Origin of the sequence: Microbacterium marinilacus (assembly GCF_019753765.1) — a bacterium.
Lineage (GTDB): Bacteria > Actinomycetota > Actinomycetes > Actinomycetales > Microbacteriaceae > Microbacterium > Microbacterium marinilacus.
In genome coordinates this window covers 67,645-81,413 of sequence record NZ_JAIJZW010000005.1, presented here as the reverse complement: position 1 = coordinate 81,413, position 13,769 = coordinate 67,645, and the positions used below count along the sequence as shown (strand labels likewise).

The 13,769-nt window shown below is 71.7% G+C and carries 16 protein-coding genes and 1 tRNA gene; 11 read left to right on the top strand and 6 right to left on the bottom strand.

Annotated features, from left to right (window positions below):
* Positions 1 to 38: 38 nt before the first annotated feature.
* A complete protein-coding gene (locus K5S26_RS09990; RefSeq protein WP_221857845.1) occupies positions 39 to 1,079 on the bottom strand; it encodes an NAD(P)-dependent alcohol dehydrogenase in 1,041 nt (346 codons plus the stop codon).
* Positions 1,080 to 1,181: 102 nt separating this feature from the next.
* Here K5S26_RS09990 and K5S26_RS09985 point away from each other — a divergent pair, with 102 nt between their 5' ends.
* The 9 genes from K5S26_RS09985 to K5S26_RS09945 all read left to right on the top strand — a co-directional run bounded on the left by K5S26_RS09985 (position 1,182) and on the right by K5S26_RS09945 (position 9,619).
* Positions 1,182 to 1,760: a TetR/AcrR family transcriptional regulator gene (locus tag K5S26_RS09985; protein ID WP_221857844.1), complete on the top strand. Its 579-nt coding sequence runs from the start codon at positions 1,182 to 1,184 to the stop codon at positions 1,758 to 1,760.
* 70 nt (positions 1,761 to 1,830) lie between these two features.
* Positions 1,831 to 2,730, top strand: a complete 900-nt coding sequence (locus K5S26_RS09980) for a ParA family protein (protein ID WP_221857843.1) — start codon at positions 1,831 to 1,833, stop codon at positions 2,728 to 2,730.
* A gap of 91 nt (positions 2,731 to 2,821) precedes the next feature.
* Entirely contained in the window at positions 2,822 to 3,691 is an 870-nt protein-coding gene (locus K5S26_RS09975) for a segregation and condensation protein A (protein WP_221858002.1), read from the top strand.
* Positions 3,681 to 4,349: an SMC-Scp complex subunit ScpB gene (scpB, locus tag K5S26_RS09970; protein WP_221857842.1), complete on the top strand. Its 669-nt coding sequence runs from the start codon at positions 3,681 to 3,683 to the stop codon at positions 4,347 to 4,349. The genes K5S26_RS09975 and scpB overlap by 11 nt, the downstream gene beginning before the upstream one ends.
* Before the next feature lie 58 nt (positions 4,350 to 4,407).
* Positions 4,408 to 5,214 carry a pseudouridine synthase gene (locus K5S26_RS09965; protein WP_221857841.1) on the top strand — a complete coding sequence of 269 codons (807 nt, stop codon included), beginning with the start codon at positions 4,408 to 4,410 and terminating at the stop codon, positions 5,212 to 5,214.
* Between the two features lie 26 nt (positions 5,215 to 5,240).
* The gene (locus K5S26_RS09960; protein WP_221858001.1) at positions 5,241 to 6,371 is read left to right on the top strand and encodes a prephenate dehydrogenase; all 1,131 of its coding nucleotides are present in this window, start codon (positions 5,241 to 5,243) and stop codon (positions 6,369 to 6,371) included.
* Positions 6,364 to 7,083, top strand: a complete 720-nt coding sequence (gene cmk, locus K5S26_RS09955; protein ID WP_221857840.1) for a (d)CMP kinase — start codon at positions 6,364 to 6,366, stop codon at positions 7,081 to 7,083. Before K5S26_RS09960 ends, cmk begins: the two co-directional genes overlap by 8 nt.
* Positions 7,073 to 8,596: a ribosome biogenesis GTPase Der gene (gene der, locus K5S26_RS09950; protein ID WP_221857839.1), complete on the top strand. Its 1,524-nt coding sequence runs from the start codon at positions 7,073 to 7,075 to the stop codon at positions 8,594 to 8,596. Before cmk ends, der begins: the two co-directional genes overlap by 11 nt.
* Before the next feature lie 123 nt (positions 8,597 to 8,719).
* Positions 8,720 to 9,619, top strand: a complete 900-nt coding sequence (locus K5S26_RS09945) for an NUDIX domain-containing protein (protein ID WP_221857838.1) — start codon at positions 8,720 to 8,722, stop codon at positions 9,617 to 9,619.
* Positions 9,620 to 9,748: 129 nt separating this feature from the next.
* Here the strand turns inward: K5S26_RS09945 and K5S26_RS09940 are convergent, their stop codons facing one another.
* Positions 9,749 to 10,117, bottom strand: coding sequence for an RNA-binding S4 domain-containing protein (locus K5S26_RS09940; RefSeq protein WP_221857837.1), 369 nt, complete (start codon positions 10,115 to 10,117; stop codon positions 9,749 to 9,751).
* A 62-nt stretch (positions 10,118 to 10,179) separates the two neighbouring features.
* Here K5S26_RS09940 and K5S26_RS09935 point away from each other — a divergent pair, with 62 nt between their 5' ends.
* The gene (locus K5S26_RS09935; protein WP_221857836.1) at positions 10,180 to 10,581 is read left to right on the top strand and encodes a PPOX class F420-dependent oxidoreductase; all 402 of its coding nucleotides are present in this window, start codon (positions 10,180 to 10,182) and stop codon (positions 10,579 to 10,581) included.
* A gap of 4 nt (positions 10,582 to 10,585) precedes the next feature.
* Here the strand turns inward: K5S26_RS09935 and K5S26_RS09930 are convergent, their stop codons facing one another.
* Entirely contained in the window at positions 10,586 to 11,179 is a 594-nt protein-coding gene (locus K5S26_RS09930; RefSeq protein ID WP_221857835.1) for a GNAT family N-acetyltransferase, read from the bottom strand.
* 193 nt (positions 11,180 to 11,372) lie between these two features.
* Here K5S26_RS09930 and K5S26_RS09925 point away from each other — a divergent pair.
* Positions 11,373 to 11,446 (top strand) — tRNA-Pro (locus tag K5S26_RS09925).
* Between the two features lie 177 nt (positions 11,447 to 11,623).
* Here the strand turns inward: K5S26_RS09925 and K5S26_RS09920 are convergent.
* From K5S26_RS09920 to K5S26_RS09910, 3 genes are all read right to left on the bottom strand, one after another.
* Positions 11,624 to 12,712 (bottom strand): site-specific integrase, encoded by a 1,089-nt coding sequence (locus K5S26_RS09920; protein ID WP_308122883.1) that lies wholly within the window; start codon positions 12,710 to 12,712, stop codon positions 11,624 to 11,626.
* A 115-nt stretch (positions 12,713 to 12,827) separates the two neighbouring features.
* The gene (locus K5S26_RS09915; RefSeq protein ID WP_246603866.1) at positions 12,828 to 13,040 is read right to left on the bottom strand and encodes a helix-turn-helix transcriptional regulator; all 213 of its coding nucleotides are present in this window, start codon (positions 13,038 to 13,040) and stop codon (positions 12,828 to 12,830) included.
* A complete protein-coding gene (locus tag K5S26_RS09910; protein WP_221857833.1) occupies positions 13,037 to 13,693 on the bottom strand; it encodes a hypothetical protein in 657 nt (218 codons plus the stop codon). The genes K5S26_RS09915 and K5S26_RS09910 overlap by 4 nt, the downstream gene beginning before the upstream one ends.
* Positions 13,694 to 13,769 lie beyond the last annotated feature (76 nt).

The following is a 13,769-nucleotide window of genomic DNA, read 5'->3' as shown; positions in this document are numbered from 1 at the left end:
CGCGTCGCGGCGGCGGCCGGTCGAGCGCGCAGGGCGGGTCAGCCGGCGTCGAGGTCGGCGAGGTCGAGCACGAAGCGGTAGCGCACGTCTCCGGTCTCCAGCCGATCGAGCGCCTCGGAGACGCGGGCCGACGGCAGCACCTCGACGTCGGCCGTGATCCCGCGCTCGGCGCAGAACTCGAGCAGCTCGGCGGTGTGCGCGCGTCCTCCCGTTCCCGAGGAGGTCAGGCGCTTGCGTCCCATCATCAGCCGCATGACGGGCACGGCGACCTCGCCGAAGAAGCCCAGCATGCACAGCGTGCCGTCGATGGCGAGCAGGTCGAGCAGCGGCGGCACGTCGTGAGGCGCGGAGATGGTGTCGAGGATGAGGTCGAACGAGCCCGCCGCGTCGCGCAGGGCGGCCTCATCGGTGGACAGCACCAGTCGCGCCGCGCCGAGGGCGCGTGCGTCGTCGGCCTTCTCGACCGTGCGGCTGAGCACGGTGACCTCGGCGCCGAGCGCGACGGCGAGCTTGATCGCCAGGTGGCCGAGGCCGCCCATGCCGGCGACGGCCACGCGGCTGCCGGGGCCGATGCCCGTGACCCGCAGCGGCTCCCAGACCGTGATGCCCGCGCACAGCAGCGGCGCGGCGGCGGCCGGGTCGAGTCCCTCGGGGAGGGGGTAGGCGAAGCGCGCGCTCAGCACGTACTCGCGGCTGTATCCGCCCGCCGTGCGGCTGCCGTCGACGCGGTCGGTGCCGCCGTAGGTGAGGGTCGCTCCTTCGGCGCAGTAGTTCTCCTGGCCGGCGCGACATGCATCGCACTCTCCGCAGGAGTCGACGATGGTGCCGATCGCGACGAGCTGGCCGACCCGCAGGGCGGCGACGTCCGATCCGAGCTCCGTGACCGTGCCGACGAACTCGTGGCCGGGGACCGCGCCGTCGGAGCCCGAGCGGTGGATCGAGTGCAGGTCGCTGTGGCATACCCCGCAGTAGTCGACGCGCACGGCGATGTCGCCGTCGCGCAGGTCGCGGCGGGGCACCGCGACCCTTCTCAGCCGGGTGGTCCCGTCCGTCGCCTGCCAGCCTTCCGTCGTGCGCATGTCATCCTCCAGAGATGAGAAACAGACCGTTCGGTTTGTTAATGTACGCCGCGCAAGCCTCTCCCGCAAACAGACCGGTTCGTCTCTCGCTAGGCTCGGCACATGCCCGAGCTGCCATCCACCGCACGCGGCACGGCGACGCGCCGTCGCATCCTCGACGTCGCGGCCGACGAGTTCGCCGAGCGCGGCATCGCCGGAGCGCGCATCGAGCGGATCACCCGCGCCGCGCGCACGAACAAGGCCCAGGTCTACGGCTACTTCGGCAGCAAGGACGGGCTGTTCGACGCCGTGGTGTCCGACTCCATCGACCGGCTGACGACCATCGCGCCGTTCGAGGGCGCCGACCTCGCCGGGTGGGCGGTGCGGCTGTACGACGAGTACCTGCGGCAGCCCGAGCTCATCCGCCTGACGACCTGGATCCGCCTCGAGCGCCGGCCCACCGGTCGTCTCTTCGACGACGCGGATCACGCCGCGAAGCTGACGGCGATCGAGGAGGCCCAGGCGGCCGGGCGCATCAGGGCAGGCGATCCGTTCGAGCTGCTGACGCTGGTGATCGGGATGTCGTGCGCGTGGTCTCCCGCCAGCGGCGTCTACGCCGCCGGCCTCGACGAGACGGCCGCGGTGCACACACGTCGGCGCGAGCTGCTGCGCGAGAGCGTCACCCGGGTGCTGGCTCCCTGAGGCCGCGTCCCGGGGATCGCCGGGCCCGATCCGCGGGCGCGCAGGCGAGCATCGCTACAATCGAGCAAGCATGTCGAAGGCGGGAGAATCGGTGACGGACAAGGCGACCCGGGCGAAGAAGCAGGATGAGGTCATCCTGGGCGAGACCGGACGCCCGTACCACGGCTTCCCGACCCCGCCGAAGCTCGAGGGCCACGGCCCCGCGCGCATCATCGCGCTGTGCAACCAGAAGGGCGGCGTCGGCAAGACGACGACCACCATCAGCCTCGCCGCGTCGCTCGCCTCGTACGGCCGTCGCGTGCTGGCGGTCGACTTCGACCCCCAGGGCGCGCTGACGGTGGGCCTCGGGGTGCAGGCGCACGACGTCACGACGATCTACGACCTGCTGCTCGACACCAAGCGCGACCCGCACGAGGCGATCGTGCAGACCGCCACCGAGAACCTCGACGTGATCCCGGCGAACATCGACCTGTCGGCCGCCGAGGTGCACCTGGTCAACGAGGTCGCCCGCGAGCAGATCCTGTCGCTGGTGCTGCGCAAGGTGGCCGCCGACTACGACGTCATCCTGGTGGACTGCCAGCCGTCGCTCGGGCTGCTGACCATCAACGCCCTCACCGCCGCGCACGGCGTGCTGATCCCGATGGAGTGCGAGTTCTTCGCGCTGCGCGGCGTCGCGCTGCTGATCGAGACCATCGGCAAGGTGCGCGACCGGCTGAACCCGTCGATCCAGCTCGACGGGCTGCTCGCGACGATGTACGACCCGCGCACGCTGCACTCGCGCGAGGTGCTGGAGCGGATCGTCGAGGCGTTCGGCGACGACGTGCTGGAGACGGTCATCGGCCGCACCGTGAAGTTCCCGGACGCGTCCGTCTCGGGCGTGCCGATCACCGAGTTCGCGCCCCAGCATCCGGCCGCTCAGGCCTACCTGCGGCTTGCGCGGGAGCTGGTCGCCCGTGGCGCCGTCGCCTAGCGACGGCCCGCGGCCGCCGGAGGCGGAGTCGAACACCGTGGCGCCGTCGCCTAGCGACGGCCCGCGGCCGCCGGAGGCGGAGTTCAGCACTGTGGCGCCGTCGCCGGGCGACGGTGAGGTCGAGCCGGCCAGTGAGGTCGAGGCCGATTCGACTGCCGATGCGGCGGCCGACGGCGAGGTGCCGGGGTTCCGGGTGTCGCTGTCCAACTTCGACGGCCCGTTCGACCTGCTGCTCAACCTGATCTCGCAGCACGAGCTCGACATCACCGAGGTCGCGCTGTCGAAGGTCACCGACGAGTTCATCGCCTATCTGCGCGACCTGGGCCCGGACGAGGAGCTCGACCAGGCGTCGGAGTTCCTCGTCGTGGCGGTCACGCTGCTCGACATGAAGGTCGCGGGCCTGCTGCCGCAGGGCGAGCTGGTGGACGCCGAGGCGGTGGCGCTGCTCGAGGCGCGCGACCTGCTGTTCGCACGCCTGCTGCAGTACCGCGCGTTCAAGGAGGTGTCGGGCTGGTTCGCGCGGCGGCTGCAGGGCGAGGACCGGCGCCACACGCGCAGCGTGCCGCTCGATCCGAAGTACCGCTCGCGCACGCCCGAGCTGGTGTGGACGCTCAGCCCCGAGGACTTCGCGGCGATCGCGATGCTGGCGTTCGCGCCCCGCGAGATCCCGCGCGTGGGGCTGGACCATCTGCACGCTCCACTGGTGAGCATCCGCGAGCAGGCGGCGGTGGTGGTGACGCTGCTGCGCAGCGCCGAACGCCTGACGTTCCGCGAGCTGGTCGCGGGGGCGGACGGCGCGGGCGTGATCGTGGCGCGCTTCATCTCGGTGCTGGAGCTGTACCGGCACGCGGCGATCTCGTTCGAGCAGCTCGAGCCGCTCGGCGAGCTGACGCTGACCTGGACGGCGGACCACTGGTCCGACGAGACGCTGGCGACCCTGGGGGCCGACTATGACCGATGAGACGACGACCGACGCGGTCGAGCCCGATCAGGACGCGACGGTCGCGGCGGCCGCGCCCGAGCTGGAGCCCGTCGAGCAGGCGGCCGAGGAGCCGGCGGACTTCCCCGGCGGCGTCGCCCAGCGGCTGGAGGCGATCCTGATGATCGCCGACGAGCCGCTGAGCGTCGTGACGCTCGCGACGGCCGTGGGCGCCCCGGTGCCGGCGGTGCGCAAGGCGCTGGCCGCGCTGGTCGAGGACTACGACGGGGTGAAGGGCACGCCGGAGCGCGGCTTCGAGCTGCGTGAAGTGGGTGGCGGCTGGCGCTTCTACGTGCGCTCCGACTACGACGACATGGTCGCCGGCTACGTGGGCGGCCAGGCCCCGGCGCGACTGTCGCAGGCGGCGCTGGAGACGCTCGCGGTGATCGCGTACAAGCAGCCGGTGACGCGCTCACAGGTCGCGTCGATCCGCGCGGTGAACGTCGACTCGGTGGTGCGGACGCTCTTGGCGCGTGGCCTCGTCACGGAGGTCTCCACGCATCCCGAGACCGGGGCGATCCTGTACGGCACGACCGGGCTGCTGCTGCAGCAGCTCGGCATCAACTCGATCGACGAGTTGCCGCACATCTCGCCGCTGCTCGACGACGGCTCCGACGGTTTCGACGACATCGTCGGCTGAGACATGCCCCGGCTCGATCATGGGCCGGGGGAGAGGGCGGAAGCCCAGAAGGTGAGACATGGAAGAGAAGGCTGAGGGGATCCGCCTGCAGAAGGTGCTCGCGAACGCGGGAGTCGCCTCCCGGCGGGTGTCGGAGCAGCTGATCGTCGAGGGGCGCGTGCGCGTCAACGGCCAGACGGTCACCGAGCTCGGCTCGCGCATCGACCCGGAGACCGATCTCGTCGACGTGGACGGCGTGGCCGTGCAGCTCGACGCCGACAAGCGCTACGTGATGCTCAACAAGCCGACCGGCGTGATCAGCTCGATGCGGGACGACCGCGGGCGCCCCGACCTGCGCGACTACGCGAAGGACTGGGACGAGCGTCTGTTCAACGTCGGCCGCCTCGACTACGACACGTCGGGCCTGCTGGTGCTGACGAACGACGGCGAGCTGGCGCAGGTGCTCGCGCACCCCTCGTTCGGCGTCACGAAGGTCTACATCGCCAAGGTCGACGGACGCGTCACGGCGCAGACGATCGCGCGCCTAACGCGGGGCGTCGAGCTGGACGACGGGCCGATCCAGGCCGACAAGGCCCGGCTGCTCGACGCGTCGGGCGACTCGAGCCTCGTGGAGCTGACGCTGCACTCCGGGCGAAACCGGATCGTGCGCCGGATGATGGCCGAGGTCGGCCACCCCGTCGTCGAGCTCGTGCGGCGCCAGTTCGGGCCGTTGCACCTGGGAACCCTCCCAGTGGGTCAGGCGCGGGAACTGACTAAACTGGAGCGAGGCGCGCTGCTGACTCTCTCGCGCCGTGGATCGGGCCCTGACCAGGCGGATCCTGTGGGGGAGGCGCCCCCGTCGGGAGAGAACTCGGAGAACTCGTGAGCGATACCGCTGCGCCTGCGCGCGACGTGACCGCTGCCGCTCCGCGTCCGTCCGCCGACAGGGACCGCGCCGCGCGCGTGTCCGGCACCGTGCGCATCGTCGGCGCCGGTCTGCTCGGGGCGTCGATCGGACACGCCCTGCGGGCGCTCGGCGTGGACGTCATCCTGACCGACACCTCACCGACGCAGCTGCGCCTCGCGATCGACTACGGCGCCGGGCGGGCCGAGGCTGCGGGCGACGCCCCGTCGCTCATCGTGGTCGCCGTGCCGCCGGACGTCACTGCGGACGTCGTGCAGCGCGAGCTCGAGCGGTTCCCGGGCGTCGTCGTCACCGACGTCGCGTCGGTCAAGCTCGGCCCGCTGAGCGAGCTGCGCGAGCGCGGCCTCGACCTCACGCACTACATCGGCTCGCACCCCATGGCCGGGCGCGAGCGCGGCGGCGCCATCTCTGCCCGCGCCGACATCTTCGCGGGCCGCCCGTGGGTGATCTGCCGCGACGGCGAGACGACGGCGGCCGACCTCGCCCTCGTCGAGGCGCTCGCGCTCGACCTCGGTGCGACCCCGATCGAGATGACGCCGGAGGAGCACGACCGCTCGGTCGCGCTGGTCTCGCACGTGCCGCAGGTGGTGGCGAGCCTGCTGGCCGGGCGCTTCACCGACGCCCCCGACGAGGCCCTGCGCCTGGCGGGCCAGGGCGTGCGCGACACGACCCGGATCGCGCACTCGGCCCCCGAGCTGTGGGTGCAGATCCTGGGCGCGAACCACGCTCCGGTCGTGGACGTGCTCGACGCCCTCGCCGCCGACCTCGCCTCGCTCGCCGACGCCCTGCGCGATCCCGACGCCGCCGGCGCCCGACGCGCGCTGGCCGACGCGATCCGCCGCGGCAACGACGGCGTGGAGCGCCTGCCGGGCAAGCACGGCCAGAACCGCCGCTTCGAGTCGTTCGTCGTGATGATCGACGACACCGCCGGCCAGCTGGGCCGCCTGTTCGGCGACCTCGGCACGCTGCAGATCAACATCGAGGACCTGCGCCTCGAGCACTCGCCCGGCGCGCAGTTCGGCCTGGCGGAGATCAGCGTGGTGCCGGGTGCCCTGCGCGGCGCCGTCGAGGGGCTCGAGCAGCGCGGCTGGCGGATTGCGAGCACGACCCATGACTGACCCGAACACCGCCGCCGCCCACCGGGCGACGACCGAGCAGACCCCGATCATCGCGATCGACGGGCCCGCCGGATCCGGCAAGTCGAGCGTCTCGAAGGAGGTCGCGCGCCGCCGCGGCTACGGCTACCTCGACACCGGTGCCGGATACCGCGCCCTGTCGTGGCACCTGCGCTCGGCCGGGGTGGACTCCGCCGACGCGGACGCCGTGATCGCGGCACTCGGCGGCTTCGAGCTGCGATTGGGCCTCGAGCCCGACGACCGCACGGTGACCGTCGGCGGCACCGACGTGACCGCCGCCATCCGCACGCCCGAGGTGACCGCGGCGATCGCGGGCTTCGTGCGCGTGCCCGAGGTGCGCGCGTACCTCAACGCGATCTACCGCCGGCTGGCGGGGGAGTCGGGGCTGCCCGGAGTCGTGATGGAGGGCCGCGACATCACCTCGGTCGTCGCCCCGGACGCGCCCGTGCGCATCCTGATGACCGCATCGCCCGAGGTGCGCGCCGCGCGCCGCGGGCTCGAGCTCGGCGCCGACACCGCGACGGTGGCGGCCGCCATCAACGCCCGCGACGAGTCGGACAGCCACGTGCTGGACCTCGCGCAGGCAGACCCGGGGGTCGACGTCGTCGACTCGACCGACTTGGATTTCGAACAGAGCATCGATGCCGTGACCACGGTGATCGACAGCAAGCTAGGAGGCCGCGATGGCCGTTGACGACGAGTACGAGGGCAAGCCGGACCGGCTCGCCGAGCGCCTGGCCGAGGTGGACGAGGAGCTCGCCGAGCGCCGCGCCGCCACCCTGCGCCAGGGGCTCGAGGACTACGACCTCGACGCGGAGGACGCCGAGCTGCTCGCCGGCGTGCAGCGCGGCGAGGACGGCATCGAGTACATGCCGGCGCTGCCGGTGGTGGCGATCGTCGGGCGCCCGAACGTCGGCAAGTCGGCGCTCGTGAACCGCATCCTCGGCCGCCGCGAGGCCGTCGTCGAGGACACCCCGGGTGTCACGCGCGACCGCGTCACGTACAAGGCCGAGTGGCTCGACCGCCGGTTCTCGCTGGTCGACACGGGCGGCTGGGAGCCGGACGCGAGAGGCATCGACCGCTCGGTGGCGGCGCAGAGCGAGGTCGCGATCGACCTGGCCGACGTGATCCTGTTCGTCGTCGACGCCACGGTCGGCGCGACGTCGACCGACGAGCACGTCGTGAAGCTGCTGCGCAAGACCGATAAGCCGGTGTTCCTCGTCGCCAACAAGATCGACGACGCGCGCCACGAGCCCGAGGCGTACGCGCTGTGGAACCTCGGCCTGGGCGAGCCGCACCCCGTCTCGGCCATCCACGGCCGCGGCGTCGCCGACCTGCTCGACGAGATCATGAAGGTGCTGCCCGAGGTCTCGGCCGTCGCGAAGCACGAGATCGGCGGACCCCGCCGCGTGGCGATCCTGGGTCGCCCGAACGTCGGCAAGTCGTCACTGCTGAACAAGGCGGCGGGCGAGGAGCGGGTGGTCGTCAACGAGCTCGCCGGCACCACGCGCGACCCGGTGGACGAGATCGTCGAGCTGGGCGGCAAGCTGTGGACGCTGGTGGACACCGCGGGCATCCGCCGGCGCGTGCACCTGCAGCAGGGCGCCGACTTCTACGCGTCGCTGCGCACGTCGGCCGCGCTCGAGAAGGCCGAGGTGGCCGTCGTCGTGCTCGACGTGAGTCAGCCGATCAGCGAGCAGGACATCCGCATCATCGACCTCGTGCTCGAGTCGGGTCGTGCGCTGGTGCTCGCGTTCAACAAGTGGGACGAGCTGCTCGAGGACGACCGCCGCGGCGGCGACCGCCGGCGCATGCTCGAGCGCGAGATCGAGACCGACCTCGCCCACGTGGCGTGGGCGCCGCGCGTGAACATCTCGGCGAAGACCGGCCGTCATCTCGACAAGCTCGTGCCGGCGCTTGAGACGGCGCTGGCATCGTGGGATCAGCGCATCCCGACCGGCAAGTTCAACGCGTTCCTCTCGGAGCTCGTGGCCGAGCACCCGCACCCGCTGCGAGGCGGCAAGCAGCCGCGCATCCTGTTCGGCACGCAGGCGGGCACGCGGCCGCCGACGTTCGTGCTGTTCACGACCGGCTTCCTCGACCCGGGCTACCGCCGCTTCGTGCAGCGCCGCCTGCGCGAGCTGTACGGCTTCGAGGGCACGCCGATCGTCATCAACATGCGCGTGCGGGAGCGCCGCCAGCGCTGATCCGTGTCGGCGCCGTCCGGGCCTCAGGACCCGGGCGGCTGCGCTGGGGCGGCTGTGCGAGCTGTGCGAGCAACCGTTACGGGGCGGCGGGCGCGACGGGCGTGGCTGTGACAGGCTGGGACGGTGACCATCGAGCCCGCGCTGCCCGGACAGCCGCCGCGCTTCGCCGGCCCGCGCGACCCCGGTGACGCCTGGGTGGTGACCGAGGCCGGCGAGCGGTACTGGGGGCGCTTCGGCGCCGCGGGGCTCATGGCGTTCGACACCGAGCGCGGGGTGCTGCTGCAGCACCGCGTCGGCTGGAGCCACCATGGCGGCACATGGGCGCTGCCGGGCGGCGCGCTGCATCAGGGCGAGCCCGCGATCGCCGGCGCGCTGCGCGAGGCGCACGAGGAGGCCGGTGTGCCGGTCGCGTCCGTCCGCCCCCGCTTCACCAACGTGCTGGACCTGGGCGTCTGGTCGTACACGACCGTCGTCGCCGACGTGATCGAGCGGTTCGCCGCGGCCGTGACCGACCCCGAGAGCTTCGCGGTGGAGTGGTCGCCGGTGGACGAGGTGGACGACCGACCGCTCCATCCGGGGTTCGCCGACGCGTGGTCGTCGCTGCGGTCGCTGCTGCACGTGCGCCCCGTGATCGTGGTCGACGCCGCGAACGTGGTCGGGTCGGTGCCCGACGGCTGGTGGAAGGATCGCGCGGGCGCCGCCGAGCACCTGCTCACGCGCGTGGCCGCGCTGGCGTCGTCCGGAGTGCCGGCCGACGCGCTGGGCCTCGGCGCGACGCACTGGTTCCCCGACTTCGTCGTCGTGGTCGAGGGCCAGGCTCGGGACGTGATGGACATCGACGGGGTGCGGACGGTGCGCGCGCCGGGCGAGGGCGACGACACGATCGCGGCGGAGGCGGCGGCGCTCGCCGACGACGGACACGCGGTCACGGTGGTCACGAGCGACCGCGGCCTGCGGGCCCGCGCCGAGGACGCCGGGGCGACCGTCCACGGCGCCGGCTGGCTGACGGGGCTGCTGGGCTGACGGCTTGGGCGTCGGACGGGCGGCGTGGGGCCGGCCCCGCGAGTGCCGTATGACACTCGGCCGCCGTTCGCGAGTGCCTTAACGCACTCACGTCCCGTCCGCGAGTGCCACGTGGCGCTCGGCGACGCGTCAGTCGCGGCCGCGCAGCCGGTCGATGTCGCGGCGCTCGCGCTTGGTGGGGCGTCCGGCGCCGCGGTCGCGGGTGGCGATGGTGCCGGCGAACTCGCGCGGAGGCGGGGGAGGGGTGCGGTCCTCGTAGGCGGTGGCGGCGAGTGCGGCGCTGACGCGCTTGGCGATGGTCCGCCGCACGGCGAGGATGCGGTCGAAGCCGTTGACGCGCACGCGCAGTTCGTCGCCGGGGCGGACCAGTTGCGCGGCCTTGGCGTGGGCGCCGTTGACGCGCACGTGCCCGGCGCGGCACGCGGTGGTGGCGGCCGAGCGTGTCTTGTAGACGCGGATCGCCCACAGCCAGGCGTCGACGCGGACGGATTCGCTCATCGGTCCATCGTAGGATCGCGCGCGCCGGTCCGGCTTCTGCGCGGGTGCAGCAGACTGGCGGCATGAGCAGCGTCGACGAGATCATCCCGGCCGAGTACCGCCATCTGTTGGAGCGGCCGCTGTATGGGCATCTGGCGACGATCAGGCCGGATGACACGGCGCAGGTGACGCCGATGTGGTTCGAGTTCGACGGCGAGTTCGTGCGCTTCACGCACACGACGAAGCGTCAGAAGTTCCGCAACCTGCGGCACAACCCGTCGATGGCGTTGTCGGTGATCGACCCGGAGGACGTGTTCCGCTACGTCGAGGTGGCGGGCCGTTTGGTGGAGGCGGTGCCGGACCCGGAGGGCGCCTTCTACGTGCGGCTGCAGAACCGCTACGGCAACCCGAGCACGACGCCCCCGCCCGACTCGGCCGACCGAGTCGTGCTGGTCATGTCGATCGAGCGGGCCACCAAGCAGTAGCCGGTCAGGCCGCGGCGCCGGGCAGGTCGAGCGCGACCACCGCGCGGGTGGCGGTGGGGCGGGCGATCTCGTGGAACCCGGCGCCGAGGAACGTGGACAGCGCGCCGACGAAGAGCGAGTTCGACGACGTCTTCGTCGTGTCGGTCGCGATCGGGTACGCCTCGACGACGCGTGCTCCGCTGTCGCGTGCGTAGTCGATTGCGGCCTCGAGCAGCGAGGCGTTGAGGCCTTGCCCGCGGTGCTCCTTCCGCACGGAGAAGCAGGTGACGGCCCAGACGTCGCCGTCGTCGAGGGGCTCGTCCGATCCGCTCTTCACGATGCGGCTGCGCAGGATGCGCGCCTGCGCTGTGCGCGGGCCGATCCGGATCCAGCCGGCGGCCCGACCGTCGACATACGCCACGAGACCAGGAGCAGGCCCCGCCTCGATCTCGTCATGCAGCAGCTGCTCCCGCTCGTCGACCGTCGTGACGCTCCACTCCTTGCTCGGCAGCAGCGGCCACACGCACTGGCACGACCGCCCGTCGCCGCCGCCTGTCAGCGCCGCCTGCACGTCGTCCCACTCCGCCATCGTCGCCGGCCGGGTCGTGATCTGAGCCATGCCGTCAGCGTACGACCGGCCTCCGACACGCGCGACGGCCCCGATCGCCACACCGGTTCGCAGCACCCTCGGCGACCGGGTAGACTAGTCGAGTTGTCCGCTTCGGCGGGCATCGGGCTGTGGCGCAGCTTGGTAGCGCACTTGACTGGGGGTCAAGTGCGGTAGCGGCTGTTTCAGCCTGAAAAGTGAACAACGGGATGTGGCGCAGCTTGGTAGCGCACCTGACTGGGGGTCAGGGGGTCGCAGGTTCAAATCCTGTCATCCCGACGGAAAAGCCCCGATGAGAAGCCATTTCTCGTCGGGGCTTCGTCGTTCGCGCCGAGAGTTTACGCGGACCTGCGCGAGCGACGCTCTCCTGCGTCGTGACGTCGAGATTGGGGCGCGTTGCCAAGCGCCGGGACACAGCCGGGACACCGGCACGGATTCTGCGATGCGTGACGCCGGTCAGCGCTGCGGTGAACGCCGGTTCCCGGGGGAGCGCTGCGCGGACATCGGCTGCCGTTCTTGAGCGTCGAGGAACGCGTTGGCCTGCGCGGCTGCCGAGGCGAGGTGACGGGTGTCCGGGTGCAGGTAGCCGCGGGTGGTCTCGATCGACTTGTGGCCGAGGCTGCGTTGCAGCACGTGCAGCGGGATGCCCGCATCGGCCATCCAAGTAGCGCCGGTGTGCCGGAGCCCGTGTCGGGTGAGCGAGGGCAGTTCGAGTCCGGTGATGAGTTCGTCCCACTTGGTCGCGTCGCGCACGCTCGCTGTGGTCAGGACGCCGCCGCGCGGGCCGCGCAGCAGCCGCTCGTCGGGTTCGCGTTCTGCGGTCAGACGCTCCAGGACGGGTCTGAGAGCGTTGAGGATCGGGACAGGGCGTGCCGCCCGTCCTTTGGTCTGTTTGGTAACGAGGCCTCCAGAGCCCGGGTAGGTCTGTCGCTCGATGGTCACGATGTTGGTGTCCCAGTTCACGTCGCCCACGCGGAGCCCGGCGATCTCGGACCCGCGGGAGGCGAGGAGAGCGCAGAGCATGACGAAGTCGGAGTAGCTCTGGTGCACCTGTCCGCAGGCTTCGGCGAGCCGGTTCAGCGTGGCCAGATCGGGCAGAGCGTGAGCGCGCGGTGAGGTCTTGTCGGTGGGGATGATGAGGGCGGATTTGCCGAGGCTGCGCCGGGACCTGTTGCGGGCGGGGTTGCTGGCGAGCACGTCGTCGCGCACCGCCTCATCGAGCACGCGCACGAGCGGTGCGATGGTGTTCTTGATCGTCGATGGGGAGTGCACCTTCTCCCAGCCGTCGATGGTCCGGTCGATCATCCCGGCGGTGATCTGCGAGAGCGGGAGGTGTCCGAGCGCGGGGAGCACACGCAGTCGTAGGCCGACCTTGTATCCGTCGGCGGTTGAGGTCGGGTCCAGCCCTCGTGTCCATCGATCGCCGATGGTCGTCAGGTACTGGGCGAAGGTGATGTGGCGGTCGATGCCGATCTGTGAGGACTTCCGCAGATCGTTGAAGAACGCTTCCGCGGCGTCTTCGTCGGGCACGACGAGTGCGCGCACGATGCGCCGCTTGCTCTGGGGGTCGATCCAGCGCGCTCGTGCCCGGATGCCGGAGGGACGGTGCTCGAGGTCCGTGGTGACCTTGACCCCGAAGGGCGGGACCAGGGGGGCGTTCTCAGCTGTGCTCATCGGAGGTGAGCGATGCGAGCCAGGTCTGGACGTCGTCGAGCCGGTACCGGGTGATCCCACCCATGCGCAGGAACGGCGGTCCCTTCTTATCGGTGCGCCACCGCGACAACGTCGCCTCCGACACCTTCAGGTAAGCGGACACCTCGCGGCTGTCCAGGAGCGGCGACACCAGCGGCGTCTCGGCGGTCATGTCGTTCATGGCCGGTCGCTCCATTCGGTGTTCACGATCTCTCGGATCGTCGCGTCCTGCTCTCGCTGCCGGGCCGCGACCTGTTCCTCGACGAACGCGACGAAGTCCTCGCTCCGCTTCGTCACCGGCCGCTCGGCCGTGTCCGGCGGCTCCCAGCCTTCGGGCTCCCCGCCGGGCCAGGCGGTGATGCGGGTGGGGCGGTCGCGGTCCAGGCGCGTGCCAGAGATGGTGACCCAGTCGCGGAGGCGTTCGCGGGCGACGGCGAAGTCGTGATGCCAGGCAAGTGCCTGATTGCCTTTCGCTGCGGGGTCGAAGCAGAACAGCCAGTGCTGCCGCAGCGCGGACAGCTCCCACAGCAGTTCCGGGTGCCGGTGCCACATCGGCGGGATCACCTGCGCCGGCAGCCCGTAGGTGTGCCGGAGCCAGTCGACCCATTGGTTCAGCTCGAGCAGTTCCCGTTCGAGGTCGGGCGGGGGCAGGGTGCGCCAGTTGATCGGCCTGGGCGTCGTGGAGAGGACCTGGGTCATCTCCGTCGTGAACTGTTCCTTCGCGATCCGCTTCGCCTCGGCGACGATCTCCGGCGGCAGGTCATCCGGTCGCATCGTCCCCGGACGCGGGGCGGGCGGCTCGTCGTCGGGCGGTGGTGTCGGGGTGTCGCTCATCGGAAGCTCCCTGGGATCGATGGAAGAACGAGGGCCGCGCCCGTGCGCGACGGAGGGGTGCGGGTGCGGCGGCCAG

Bases quoted from the DNA above. Each gene is read 5' to 3' on its own strand.
- K5S26_RS09915 (WP_246603866.1), bottom strand. From the start codon at position 13,040: ATGAACGACATGACCGCCGAGACGCCGCTGGTGTCGCCGCTCCTGGAC.
- K5S26_RS09940 (WP_221857837.1), bottom strand. From the start codon at position 10,117: ATGAGCGAATCCGTCCGCGTCGACGCCTGGCTGTGGGCGATCCGCGTC.
- K5S26_RS09965 (WP_221857841.1), top strand. From the start codon at position 4,408: ATGGAAGAGAAGGCTGAGGGGATCCGCCTGCAGAAGGTGCTCGCGAAC.
- scpB (WP_221857842.1), top strand. From the start codon at position 3,681: ATGACCGATGAGACGACGACCGACGCGGTCGAGCCCGATCAGGACGCG.
- cmk (WP_221857840.1), top strand. From the start codon at position 6,364: ATGACTGACCCGAACACCGCCGCCGCCCACCGGGCGACGACCGAGCAG.
- K5S26_RS09935 (WP_221857836.1), top strand. From the start codon at position 10,180: ATGAGCAGCGTCGACGAGATCATCCCGGCCGAGTACCGCCATCTGTTG.
- K5S26_RS09985 (WP_221857844.1), top strand. From the start codon at position 1,182: ATGCCCGAGCTGCCATCCACCGCACGCGGCACGGCGACGCGCCGTCGC.
- K5S26_RS09930 (WP_221857835.1), bottom strand. From the start codon at position 11,179: ATGGCTCAGATCACGACCCGGCCGGCGACGATGGCGGAGTGGGACGAC.
- K5S26_RS09910 (WP_221857833.1), bottom strand. From the start codon at position 13,693: ATGAGCGACACCCCGACACCACCGCCCGACGACGAGCCGCCCGCCCCG.
- der (WP_221857839.1), top strand. From the start codon at position 7,073: ATGGCCGTTGACGACGAGTACGAGGGCAAGCCGGACCGGCTCGCCGAG.
- K5S26_RS09980 (WP_221857843.1), top strand. From the start codon at position 1,831: ATGTCGAAGGCGGGAGAATCGGTGACGGACAAGGCGACCCGGGCGAAG.
- K5S26_RS09990 (WP_221857845.1), bottom strand. From the start codon at position 1,079: ATGCGCACGACGGAAGGCTGGCAGGCGACGGACGGGACCACCCGGCTG.